The sequence below is a fragment of the Ramlibacter sp. genome, from assembly GCF_035706265.1.
Taxonomy (GTDB): Bacteria; Pseudomonadota; Gammaproteobacteria; order Burkholderiales; family Burkholderiaceae_C; genus Ramlibacter.
Genome location: NZ_DASSVG010000101.1, coordinates 1 through 12,262 on the forward strand (window position 1 = coordinate 1; position 12,262 = coordinate 12,262).

The window sequence follows — 12,262 nt, forward strand, 5'->3', positions numbered from 1 at the left end:
GGCTTCGGGATCAGGTACTCGGGGCCGAACTTCAGCTGCTCGCCGGCATAGGCCGCCGCGACCACTTCGCTCTGCTCCGCCTGCGCCAGTTCCGCCATCGCGTGCACCGCGGCGATCTCCATCTCGGTGGTGATCGTGGTGGCGCCGCAATCGAGCGCACCGCGGAAGATGTAGGGGAAGCACAGGACGTTGTTGACCTGGTTCGGGTAGTCCGTGCGGCCGGTGGCGATGATGCAGTCGGGGCGGGCCGCCTTGGCCGCGTCCGGATCGATCTCGGGATTCGGGTTCGCCAGCGCCAGGATCACCGGGCTGGCCGCCATGGTCTTGACCATCTCCGGCTTGAGCACGCCGCCGGCCGAGAGGCCCAGGAACACGTCGGCATCCTTGACCACCTCGGCGAGCGTGCGCGCGGAGGTCTCCTGCGCGAACAGCTCCTTGTCCGGGTCCATCAGCTCCTTGCGGCCCTTCCACACCACGCCGGCCAGGTCGGTGACGTAGATGTTCTCGCGCGGCAGGCCCAGCTTGAGCAGCAGGCCCAGGCAGGCCAGGGCGGCGGCGCCGGCGCCGGATGTCACCAGCTTGACCTTCTTCAGGTCCTTGCCCACGACCTTCAGGCCGTTGAGGATGGCCGCGCCGACGACGATGGCGGTGCCGTGCTGGTCGTCGTGGAAGACCGGGATCTTCATCCGCTCGCGCAGCTTGCGCTCGACGTAGAAGCAGTCGGGCGCCTTGATGTCTTCCAGGTTCACGCCGCCGAAGGTGGGCTCCAGCGCCGCGATCACGTCCACCAGCCGGTCCAGGTTCTCCTTCTCGGCAATCTCGATGTCGAACACGTCGATGCCGGCGAACTTCTTGAACAGGACGCCCTTGCCCTCCATCACCGGCTTGGCGGCCAGCGGGCCGATGTCGCCCAGGCCCAGGACGGCGGTGCCGTTGGTGATCACGGCCACCAGGTTGCCCCGGCTCGTGTAGCGGAAGGCGGCGTTCGGGTCGCGCACGATTTCCTCGCAGGGCGCGGCGACGCCGGGCGAGTAGGCCAGCGCCAGGTCGTGCTGGTTGATCAGCTGCTTGGTCGCGGCGATCTGGACTTTGCCGGGGGTGGGGAACTCGTGGTATTCGAGGGCGGCCTGGCGCAGTTCAGCGCGTTTGTCGTGCGTCGCCGGGGAATCGGTGGACATGGGATCGGGTCTCCTGGGCGCGACAACGGCCAAGCGGCGCCCGCGCTTGTTGTGCAAAAAGAAAAGCCTGCCATTGTAGTACCCGTCGCCGGGGAAAACCCTAGTACGCGAATATGCGTATCGGGAATTGAGCTGTTGCCGCCTCCGTACAGGCCCCCGCGCGCCGGCCGCGTATGCATGATTGGCATCAACAGGCGCCGCATCCACATTGGCCTTGCCGGGCCTCGCGCGCCTACAGTGGATGCGGCCCCAGGAGAAAGAGAACATGGCTGCCACACAGGAAACCCGGCGCGACGAACAGGTCGCCGCCGTCCTGGCCCTGGCCACTGCGCGCCAGGCCGCTCCCGCCGCCGACACCCTCGACGGTTTCGCCCACGAATACTTCCGCCAGGTCGATGTCGAAGACCTGGAGGAGCGCACGCCCGAGGACCTGCTGGGCGCGCTGCTGTCGCACTGGCAGTTCGGTGCGCAGCGGCCGCCGGGCATGCCCAAGGTGCGCGTGTTCAGCCCCACGCCGGGCGAGGACGGCTGGGGCTCGCGCCACACGATCGTGGAGATCGTCAACGACGACATGCCTTTCCTGGTCGACTCGGTGTCGATGGAGATCCACCGCCAGGGCCTCGCGCTGCACCTGTTGGTGCACCCGGTGTACGCCGTGCAGCGCGATGCGCGCGGCCTGCTGCAGTCGATCGCGCCGCGCCACGGCGCGCCGGACCTGCCGCGCGAATCGTGGATGTACATCGAGGTGGACCGGCTCGTCGACGGCAAGCAGCGCGCGGCGCTGTGCCAGGGCATCGAGCGGGTGCTGGGCGACGTGCGCGCCGCCGTGAGCGACTGGAAGCCGATGCTCGCGCGGCTGGCGCAGGCGAGCGGCGAACTCGCCGCCGTGCCCCCGGGCGTGAGCGCGGAGGAGGCGGCCGAGAGCCGCGCCTTCCTGGACTGGCTGGCCGACGGCCACTTCACCCTGCTCGGCTACCGCCAGCACGACCTCGTCGAGGAGGACGGCAGCCTGGCCCTGAAGCTGGTGCCCGGTAGTGCCCTGGGCGTGTTGCGCGAAGGCGCCGATGCCACGCCTTCGGCCAGCTTCGCCGCCCTGCCCCCGTCGGCGCGCGCGCTGGCGCGCACGCCTTCACCGGTGCTGGTGATCACCAAGGCGAACACGCGCTCCACCGTGCACCGCGACGGCTACACCGACTACCTCGGGGTCAAGCGCTTCGACGCCGAGGGCCGCGTGATCGGCGAGCACCGCTTCATCGGCCTGTTCACCTCCACGATGTATTCGGCGCGGGTGAGCGAGACCCCGCTGCTGCGCCGCAAGGTGCACGCCATCGCGCAGCGCGCCGGCTTCGCGCCGGCCGGCCACCTCGCCAAGGCCTTGCAGCACAACCTGGAGATCTTCCCGCGCGACGACCTGTTCCAGGTGCCCGAAGGCGAGCTGTACGAGATCATGCTGGGCATCCTGGCCGTGGGCGAGCGCCACCGCCTGCGCCTCTTCACCTGGAAGGATCCGTTCGACCGCTTCGTCTCCTGCCTGGTGTTCGTGCCGCGCGAGGCCTTCTCCACCCAGCTGCGGCTGAAGTTCCAGAAGATCCTGCTGAAGGAGTTGAACGGCAGCCACATCGACTTCGACGTGCTGCTCTCGGGCACGCAGCTGGCGCGCATCCACTTCAACGTGCGCATCGCGCCCAACCCGGTGCCGGCCTTCGACCGCAAGGACCTGGAGCGCAAGCTGGCCGCCGCGGCGCGGCGCTGGGAAGACGAACTGCGCGAGGCGCTGGTGGAAAGCGAGGGCGAGGCGGCGGGCCTGGCGCTGGAGCGGCGCTGGGCCGGCGGCTTCCCGGTCGCCTATCGCGAGCACGTGCCGGCGCGCGCCGCGGTGCACGACATCCGCAAGATCGCCTCGCTGACGCCCGAAGCGCCGTTCGCGCTGGCGCTCTACTGGCCGCTCGGGGCCGCCGAGGGCCGGCTGGGGCTGAAGGTCTACCGCCTCGGCGCGCCGGTGATCCTGTCGGACAGCCTGCCCATGCTGGAGCACATGGGCGTGCGGGTGCTGGCCGAGGACAACCACCGCATCCACGACGGCGAAGACACCCCGCCCGTGTGGCTGCACGACTTCGCGCTGCAGGCGCGGGCCAACGAGGAGATCGATCCGCAGGCGCTGGCCCGCCTGTTCGAGGACGCGTTCGCGCGCGTGTTCCGCGGCGAGGTGGAGAACGACTCCTTCAACCGGCTGGTGCTGCTCGCGGCGCTCTCCGCCGAGGAAGTGGTGGTGCTGCGGGCCTACGCCAAGTACCTCAAGCAGATCGGCTTCGCGGCCTCGCAGTCGACCATCGCCGCCACCCTGGCCGCGCACCCGCGCATCGCCCGCATGCTGGTGTCGCTGTTCCGCCTGCGCTTCGACCCGCAGGCGCACGACGAACAAGGCGCGGCCTCGCAGGTGAACGCGCTGAACCAGGCGCTCGACAAGGTGAGCAACCTGTCGGAAGACCGGGTCCTGCGCCAGCTGCTGGCGCTGATCCAGGCCACGCTGCGCACCAACTACTGGCGCACCGGGGTCGGCGCGAGCGGCGCGCCGGGGCCGCGCCGGCCGTTCCTGAGTTTCAAGCTCGATTCGCACAAGGTGCCGGGCCTGCCCGAGCCGCGGCCGCTGTACGAGATCTGGGTCTATTCGCCGCGCTTCGAGGGCATCCACCTGCGTGGCGGCAAGGTGGCGCGCGGCGGACTGCGCTGGTCCGACCGGCCGGACGACTTCCGCACCGAGGTGCTGGGGCTGGTGAAGGCGCAGATGGTGAAGAACACCGTGATCGTGCCGGTCGGCTCCAAGGGCGGCTTCGTGCTGAAGAAGGCGCCGCCGGCCAGCGACCGCGAGGCGTACATGAAGGAAGGCGTGGCCTGCTACCAGGACTACCTGCGCGGCCTGCTGGACCTCACCGACAACCTGGTGAACGGCCTGGCGGTGCCGCCGCCGCAGGTGGTGCGCATCGACGGCGACGACCCCTACCTCGTGGTCGCGGCCGACAAGGGCACGGCCAGCTTCTCCGACTACGCCAACGCGGTCAGCATCGAGTACGGCCACTGGCTCGGCGACGCCTTCGCTTCCGGCGGCAGCCAGGGCTACGACCACAAGGAGATGGGCATCACCGCGCGCGGCGCCTGGGAAAGCGTCAAGCGCCACTTCCGCGAAATCGGGCTGGACACGCAGTCGACCGACTTCACGGTGATCGGCATCGGCGACATGTCGGGCGACGTGTTCGGCAACGGCATGCTGCTGTCGAACCACATCCGGCTGGTGGCGGCCTTCGACCACCGGCACATCTTCATCGACCCCGATCCGGATCCCGCGACCTCGTACGCCGAGCGCGAGCGGCTGTTCAAGCTGCCCCGCTCGTCCTGGGCCGACTACGACGCCAAGCTCGTTTCCGAAGGCGGCGGCGTCTGGGCCCGCTCGGAGAAATCGGTGGCGATCTCGCCGCAGGCGCGGCGCGTGCTGGGCATCGAGGCCGAGTCCCTCACGCCGGCGGAACTGATCTCCGCCATCCTCCGTGCGCCGGTGGACCTGTTCTACAACGGCGGCATCGGCACCTACGTCAAGGCCTCGGGCGAAACGCACGCTGACGTGGGCGACCGCGCCAACGACGCCGTGCGCATCGACGGCCGCGAGCTGCGCTGCCGGGTGGTGGGCGAGGGCGGCAACCTCGGCTTCACCCAGCGCGGGCGCATCGAGGCGGCGCTGAACGGCGTGAAGCTCAATACCGACGCCATCGACAACTCCGCCGGCGTCGACACCTCGGACCACGAGGTCAACATCAAGATCCTGCTCGGGATCGCGCAGGGCGACGGCGAGCTCACCGACAAGCAGCGCAACGCGCTGCTGCCGCAGATGACGGAGCAGGTCGCGGCCCTGGTGCTGCGCGACAACTACTTCCAGACCCAGGCGCTTTCCATCGGCGGGCGGCTGGCGCGCCGGCAGTTCGACGAGCAGGCGCGCTTCATCCGCTTCCTGGAGAAGAAGGGCGAACTCAATCGCGCCATCGAGTTCCTCCCGAGCGAGGAGGAGATCGCCGAGCGCAAGGCGCAGGGCCTGGGCCTCACCAGCCCGGAGCAGGCGGTGCTGCTCGCGTACAGCAAGATGTGGTTGAACGACGAGCTGATCGCCTCCGACCTGCCGGAAGACCCGTGGATCGCCACCGCGCTGGAGCGCTACTTCCCCAGCCAGCTGCGCGAGAAGTTCGCGGCCACCATCCCGCGCCACCCGCTGCGGCGCGAAATCATCGCCACCCATGTCCTGAACAGCATGGTGAACCGGGTCGGGCCGACCTTCGTGCACCGGCTGGGCGAGATCACGGGCGCCACGCCGCCGCAGGTGGTGCGCGCCTACCTGGCCAGCCGCGAGGTGTTCGGCCTCGTGCCCCTGTGGCAGCAGATCGAGGCGCTGGACACCGTCGTGCCGGACGAAGTGCAGGCCGACATGGTGATCGCGCTGCGCGCCCTGCTGCAACGCGCCACCACCTGGTTCCTGCGCTCGCGGCGGCTCTTCGAGCCGACGCAGCAGCAGGTGGCACGATTCGCCCCCGCCGTGCAGGCGCTGCGCTCGCACCGCGAGGCGAGCGCGCCGGAGTCGCCGCGCGCGGCCGGCTGGATGGCCGCCGGCGTGCCGCAAGCGCTGGCGCTGCAGGTGGACAGCGCGGAGGCGCAATTCCACGCGCTCGACATCGCCGAGATCGCCGAGGCGAGCCAGAAGCCGCTGGAGCTCACGGCGCAGGTGCACGCCGGGGTGGGCGAGCGCCTCGGGCTGGCGCGCATGCAGCAGCAGATCGAGGCCTTGCCGGCCGAGAGCTTCTGGCACAGCCTGGCGAAGATCGCCCTCAGCGACGACGTGAGCGACCTGCAGCGCTCCATCGCGCAGCAGGCCGCCATGCACCAGGACGGCAGCGCGGGCGAGGTGCTCGATCGCTGGGAGCACGGCAACCGGCAGGCCCTGGAGCGCGCGCAGCGGCTGCTGCAGGAGCTGAAGGACACGGGCACGGGCGACCTCGCGATGCTGTCGGTCGCCTTGCGGGAGCTGCGCAACCTGGTCTGAAGCCGCGCCGCGCATGCAGTCTTCCACGCTGGTGGCGCTGGCGGCGCTGGCAGGCATCGCGGGCCTGCTGCTGGCGGTCGCCCTGCGCGCGCGCCGGCCGGCGGCCGACAAGCACACGCAGCTGGCCCACGCCAAGACGGACGCCCTGCTGCTGCTGGGCGTCATGGGCTGCGTGCTGGTGCTGAGCCTGTCGCTGCCGCCCGGCCTGTTCGCCAATGCGCTGCGCAGCACCAGCGAGGCCGCGATCGTCGGCGGCCTGGCCGACTGGTTTGCCGTCTCGGCCTTGTTCCGGCCGCTGCCGGTGCCCGTCATCGGCCGCGATACCGACGTGATCGCGCGCAAGAAGGACGAGATCGGCGACAACCTCGCGCAGTTCGTGCAGGAGAAGTTCCTCGATGCCGATTCGCTGGCGGCGCTGCTGCGGCGGCACGACCTCGCCGGGGGCCTGGCCGGCTGGCTCACGCAGGAGGCCAACACGCGGCGGCTGGGCGGCTTCATCGTCAAGCTCGTCGCCGGCTCGCTGCACCTGGTGGAAGCCGAGCGCGTGCAGCAGCTGCTGAAGGACGCCGCGCGCACGCTGCTGGCCAGGGCGGACCTGTCGCGCTCGGCCAGCGAGGTGCTGGACACGCTCACGGCCAACGGCCGCCACCAGCAGTTGCTGGACCAGCTGATCGAGCGCCTGCTGCGCCTGCTGGCCGCGCAGCCCACCCGCGACGCGATCGCCGCCGAGATCGTCGAGTGGCTGAAGACGGAGCACTACCGCAAGCAACTGGTGCTGCCGACCGAGTGGCTGGGCGAGAAGGGCAGCGAGCTGGCGGCGCGGCAGCTCGGTCGCTGGCTCGACGAGGTGCGCAACGATCCGCGGCATCGGCTGCGGACGGCCTTCGACGCGCAGGTGGAGCAGTGGATCGCGCGGCTGAAGGCCGATCCCGTGATGCGCGCGAAGGCGGAGGAGATCAAGGCCTATCTGCTCAATGACGACGACCTGGGCCGCTATGCCGCGCAGTTGTGGCGCACCGTGTCGGCCTGGCTGCACCGCAACGTGGAGAGCGAGGATTCGGACCTGCGCCGCAACCTGATGGCGGCCGGGGGCTGGCTGGGGCGCGAACTGGCAGCCGACCCGGAACTGCGCCGCACGCTCAACGAGCAGCTGGAGGCCGCCGCCCGCAGCGCCGCGCCGGATTTCTCGGCCTACCTCACGGGCCACATCCGCGACACGGTGCGGCAGTGGGATGCGCGCGAGATGGCCTCGCAGGTGGAGCTGAGCATCGGGCCGCAGCTGCAGAAGATCCGGGTGAACGGGACGCTGGTGGGCGGCGCGATCGGGCTGGTGCTGTTCGCGCTCGGCGAGACGGCGCGCAGGTGGTCGGGGTGAAGGCTCACCCCTTCACGCACACCACCTGCTTGAGCGTGTGCACCACCTCCACCAGGTCCTCCTGCGCCTCCATCACGCGGTCGATGTCCTTGTAGGCGGCCGGCGTCTCGTCGATCACGTCCTTGTCCTTGCGGCATTCGACGCCGGCGGTGGCGCGGCGGTGGTCCTCCAGGGTGAAGCGGCGCTTGGCCTCGCCGCGGCTCATGGTGCGGCCGGCGCCGTGCGAGCAGGACGCGAAGCTCTCCGGGTTGCCCTTGCCGCGCACGATGTAGCTGCGCGCGCCCATGCTGCCCGGGATGATCCCCAGCTCGCCCTTCTTCGCGCTCACCGCGCCCTTGCGCGTGACGTACACCTCCTGGCCGAAGTGCGTCTCCTTCTGCACGTAGTTGTGGTGGCAGTTCACCGCCTCCACGTGGGCCTGGAAGCTGCGATGCAGCACCGTCTTGGCCGCCTCGATCACGCGCCGCATCATCACCTCGCGGTTCAGGCGCGCGAACTTCTGCGCCCAGCCCACCGCGCGCACGTAGTCGCCGAAGTAGCGCGAGCCTTCCGCGAAGTAGGCCAGGTCGCGGTCGGGCAGGTGCACGTCGTTGCGCATCGCGTCCTGACGGGCGAGCTCGATGAACATCGTGCCGATCGCGTTGCCCACCCCGCGCGAGCCCGAGTGCAGCATGAACCAGACGAAGCCCTCCTCGTCGAGGCAGACCTCGATGAAGTGGTTGCCGCCGCCCAGCGTGCCGAGGTGCTTGTGGTGGTTGGTCTTCTCCAGCTTGGGGTAGTCGCGGCACAGTGCGGTGAATTCGGGCTCCAGCTGGCCCCAGGCCGTGTCGACGGCGCCGGGCGTCTTCTGCCACGCGCCGGGGTCGCGCGCACCGGGCGAGCGGCCATGCGGCACCGCCCGCTCGATCGCGGAGCGCAGCGGCGCCAGGTTGTCCGGCAGGTCCTGCGCCGTGAGCGTGGTCTTGCAGGCGATCATCCCGCAGCCGATGTCCACGCCGACCGCGGCGGGGATGATGGCGCGCAATGTCGGGATCACGGAGCCGACGGTGGCGCCGATGCCGTAGTGCACGTCGGGCATGGCGGCGATGTGGCGGAAGACCACGGGAAGCCGGGCGGCATTCTGGAGCTGGCGCCTGGCCTCGTCCTCGACCGGGACGCCGCGCGTCCACATCTTCACCGGCACGCCGCCGGGGGTGTCTTCCTGCAGGTAGGTCGTTCGTTCTCGCATGGGGCGGTGTAGGACCCGCCCCGGCTGCGGAAGTTCAGCGCAGGCGCGTCACTGGAATTCCTGCGACGCGAAGGTCGTGGTGTCCGCACGGCAGTTCGCCGGCAGGCCGTTGCGCACCGGCTGCCAGTCGGAGCCGCAGATCCAGGAACGGACGGCCCGGCCGAGATCGTCGGGCGTCCGCATGGCCGCATCGCCATCCGGCTTGGCGGGGATCAGGTAGATGTAACGACCGTTGACCAGGCGGTCCAGGTTGTCGATCGGGACCCGGATCACGCCGTCGGCGGAGGTCTGGATGGTGCCGGCGTAGTTGCCGCCGGCCGGGCCTTCGCAGCCCCAGCGGCCCGCGTCCGGCGGGGAGTCCATCACGACGTAGTTCTCGCTCACCATGTTCTTGCAGCCGTTGAGCCCCAGCACCACCTCGGAAATCTTGGCCCGGCGCGTGTAATCGCGCAGATGCGCCACGGCCACGGAGGCGAGGACCGCGACGATGCACACGGTGATGATCACCTCGACCAGCGAGAATCCTTGTTGCCGTTTGCGCCCCATTGCATTTCGCCCAAGATTTCGTACTTGGTAACGCGAAGCAACTTCCGTGCTAAGGGGAAAGACAGGGCATTGTTCACGCCGGCGGCCGCGGCGGTGACAAATTTTGGCTTTTCGGCGCGCCGGTTGACCACGGCGGGCATCAGGAATTCATCAAGGCCTCGATCTCGTCCGCCTTCACCGGAACCCCCCGAGTGATCAGGTCGCAGCCCTCGGGCGTGACGATCGCGTCGTCTTCGATGCGGATGCCGATGTTGTGGAAGGCTTCCGGCACCCCCTCGCCGGGGCGCACGTAGAGGCCCGGCTCGATCGTGAGCACCATGCCGGGCTGCAGGATGCGGCTGGGGCGGTTCTTGATGATTTCCCCCGAAAGTGGGTCCTTCCGCTCGCTCACCTGGCCCACTTCCCCCGGCTCGACGTAGCTGCCGGCGTCGTGGACGTCCATGCCCAGCCAGTGGCCGGTGCGGTGCATGTAGAAGGGGAAGTAGGCCCGCTTCTCGATCACGTCGTCGAGGGTGCCCACCTTGTCCCGGTCCAGGAGGCCGACATCCAGCATGCCTTGCGCGAGCACCTTCACTGCCGCCTCGTGCGGATCGGTGAAGCGGGCGCCCGGGCGCGTGGCGGCCACCGCCGCTTCCTGCGAGGCGAGCACCAGGTCGTACAGGGCGCGCTGCGGGCCGGTGAACCTGCCGTTGGCGGGGAAGGTGCGGGTGATGTCGCCGGCGTAGCCATCGAGCTCGCAGCCGGCGTCGATCAGCACCAGCTCGCCGGCGCGCACCGGCGCCACGTCGGCGCGGTAGTGCAGCACGCAGGCGTTGGCACCGGCGGCGACGATCGAGCTGTAGGCGGGATATTGCGACCCGCCCATGCGGAACTCGTGCATCAGCTCGGCGTCGAGGTGGTATTCGCGCACGTCCTTGCCGTCGCGCAGCATGTGGGCGCAGGTCTTCATCGCGCGCACGTGGGCCCGCGCGCTGATGGCGGCGGCGCGGCGCATGATGTCCTGCTCGTGCGCGTCCTTCACCAGCCGCATCTCGTCGAGGATGGCGCACAGGTCGCTCTGCTGCTCGGGGCACAGGGCGCCGTAGCGCACCCGCGCGCGCACCTGGTTCAGCCAGCCGGCGATGCGCTGCTCCAGCCCGGCGTGGATCGCGAACGGATACCAGACCACCTCGCGGTTTTCCAGCAGCCTGGGCAGCTGCTTGTCGAGTTCCTCGACGGGGAAGGCCGCATCGACGCCGAGCGCGCCGACGGCGGCTTCCGGGCCGAGGCGGTAGCCGTCCCAGATCTCGCGTTCCAGGTCCTTGGGCTGGCAGAACAGCGTGGCCTGGCCTTCGCCGGTGACCACCAGCCAGGCATTGGGCTCTGTGAAGCCGGTCAGGTAGTAGAAGTAGCTGTCGTGCCGGAACAGGAAATCGGAATCGCGGTTGCGCTGGCGCTCGGGCGCGGTGGGAATGATCGCGATGCCGTTGCCCCCCAGCTGCCGGGCCATGCGGGCGCGGCGCTGGGCGTAGACCGAGGTGGGGACGGTGGTGTTCATGGGGGCATTCTGACGGTTTCGGGCGCCGTGCGCGCCGGGGGGCCCGGCTACGAATTCAGCGCTGCCAGCCGCTCCGGCGTGCCGACGTCGGTCCACGGGCCTTCGTAGAGCTCCGCGCTGACCTCACCCCGTTCGATCGCCGCGCGCAGCATCGGCGCCAGGGCCACCTTCTGCCCTTGGGGATTGCCGGCCGGCAGGGCGGCGAAGAAAGCGCGCCGGTACAGCCCCGTGGTCGAATAGGTGTGCCGCACGTCGGCCGTGTTCAGCGCCAGCCCGTCGACGGAAAGCCCGAAATCGCCCTTCGGGTTGTGCGCAGGGTTCGGCACCAGGAACAGGTGCGCCAGCTTGCCGCTCTCCGCGAAGCGGTCGTACGCCGCGCGGGTGAACATGAACTCCGGCATGTACACGTCGCCGGCGACGATCCAGAACGTGTCGGCCAGCAGCGGCAGCGCCCGCGCGATGCCGCCGGCCGTCTCCAGCGCGCCGCCGAAGTCCTTGCCTTCGTGCGAGTACTTGATGCGCACGCCGTCCGCGGTCTCGTGGCCGAAGTGGTCCTCGATCTGCTCGCCCAGCCACGCGGTGTTGATCGCCACGTCGCGGAAGCCGCCGCGGCCAAAGGCCTCCAGGTGGTACTGCAGCAACGGCTTGCCTTTCACCCGCAGCAGCGGCTTGGGGCAGGTGTCCGTCAGCGGCCGCATGCGTTCGCCGCGGCCGGCGGCGAGGATCATGGCCTGGGCGATGCTCAACTCAGTTTTCCTCCCCGCGGTCCAGCGAGCGCTGCTCGGTCCACTCCGGCTCGAAGCGCTGCACCAGGGCGGCCATCAGCTCCCGCGCCGGCGCCGAGCGGTCGCCGCCGAGATGCACTACATGGACATCGCAGGTCACGGCGCGCTCCTCGGGCCAGGTGTGCACGCACACGTGCGATCCCGCCAGCAGCACGGCGGCGGTCACGTGGGCCGGGCCCTGCGCGTCCGCGGGAAAGGCGTGGACCACGTGCTGCACGGGTTGCAAGCCGACCGACTCGATCGCCGCCAGGCACCACTGCCCCAGCCGCGCCGCATCCGTCAGCCACGCAGGGTCGCAGCGGCAGCGGTAGAGGTCGGCGGTGAGGTGCAGGCCTTTCATGGCTCCGACTGTACACAGCACGCTCGAAGGCCTGTGCCTGGGCCGGTGCGGAAGGGGCTGGGTGCGGTCCATTAAAATCACGGGTTTCCCCCAATCCTCTCCCCCGGAGAAGCCCCCGAATGGCCAACGAATCCCTGATGGCGAACGCGATCCGCGCGTTGGCCATGGACGCCGTGCAGCAAGCGAACTCCGG

At 69.9% G+C, this 12,262-nt stretch carries 9 protein-coding genes; 2 read left to right on the forward strand and 7 right to left on the reverse strand.

The genetic code is table 11. The annotated features are described in order from the left end of the window. A partial coding sequence (locus VFM98_RS03925) for a malic enzyme-like NAD(P)-binding protein (RefSeq protein ID WP_325108596.1) occupies nucleotides 1-1,178 on the reverse strand: 1,178 nt, incomplete at its 3' end. 265 nt (nucleotides 1,179-1,443) lie between these two features. Between VFM98_RS03925 and VFM98_RS03930 the strand changes: the two genes are divergently transcribed. After that, nucleotides 1,444-6,258: an NAD-glutamate dehydrogenase gene (locus VFM98_RS03930; protein WP_325108597.1), complete on the forward strand. Its 4,815-nt coding sequence runs from the start codon at nucleotides 1,444-1,446 to the stop codon at nucleotides 6,256-6,258. 13 nt (nucleotides 6,259-6,271) lie between these two features. Continuing rightward, nucleotides 6,272-7,633, forward strand: a complete 1,362-nt coding sequence (locus VFM98_RS03935) for a DUF445 domain-containing protein (RefSeq protein WP_325108598.1) — start codon at nucleotides 6,272-6,274, stop codon at nucleotides 7,631-7,633. Between the two features lie 4 nt (nucleotides 7,634-7,637). On the opposite strand, the gene VFM98_RS03940 is transcribed toward VFM98_RS03935, so the two are convergent. The 6 genes from VFM98_RS03940 to VFM98_RS03965 are packed head-to-tail and all read right to left on the reverse strand — an operon-like array spanning nucleotide 7,638 to nucleotide 12,069. Next, nucleotides 7,638-8,861 carry an RtcB family protein gene (locus tag VFM98_RS03940; protein ID WP_325108599.1) on the reverse strand — a complete coding sequence of 408 codons (1,224 nt, stop codon included), beginning with the start codon at nucleotides 8,859-8,861 and terminating at the stop codon, nucleotides 7,638-7,640. Between the two features lie 48 nt (nucleotides 8,862-8,909). Then, a complete protein-coding gene (locus VFM98_RS03945; protein WP_325108600.1) occupies nucleotides 8,910-9,368 on the reverse strand; it encodes a pilin in 459 nt (152 codons plus the stop codon). Further along, nucleotides 9,365-9,547 carry a hypothetical protein gene (locus VFM98_RS03950; RefSeq protein ID WP_325108601.1) on the reverse strand — a complete coding sequence of 61 codons (183 nt, stop codon included), beginning with the start codon at nucleotides 9,545-9,547 and terminating at the stop codon, nucleotides 9,365-9,367. Before VFM98_RS03950 ends, VFM98_RS03945 begins: the two co-directional genes overlap by 4 nt. Next, a complete protein-coding gene (locus VFM98_RS03955) occupies nucleotides 9,547-10,944 on the reverse strand; it encodes an aminopeptidase P N-terminal domain-containing protein (RefSeq protein ID WP_325108602.1) in 1,398 nt (465 codons plus the stop codon). Before VFM98_RS03955 ends, VFM98_RS03950 begins: the two co-directional genes overlap by 1 nt. Before the next feature lie 47 nt (nucleotides 10,945-10,991). After that, the gene (gene murU, locus VFM98_RS03960) at nucleotides 10,992-11,672 is read right to left on the reverse strand and encodes an N-acetylmuramate alpha-1-phosphate uridylyltransferase MurU (RefSeq protein WP_325108604.1); all 681 of its coding nucleotides are present in this window, start codon (nucleotides 11,670-11,672) and stop codon (nucleotides 10,992-10,994) included. Nucleotides 11,673-11,691: 19 nt separating this feature from the next. After that, nucleotides 11,692-12,069 (reverse strand): S-adenosylmethionine decarboxylase, encoded by a 378-nt coding sequence (locus VFM98_RS03965; protein ID WP_325108603.1) that lies wholly within the window; start codon nucleotides 12,067-12,069, stop codon nucleotides 11,692-11,694. Between the last annotated feature and the right edge of the window lie 193 nt (nucleotides 12,070-12,262).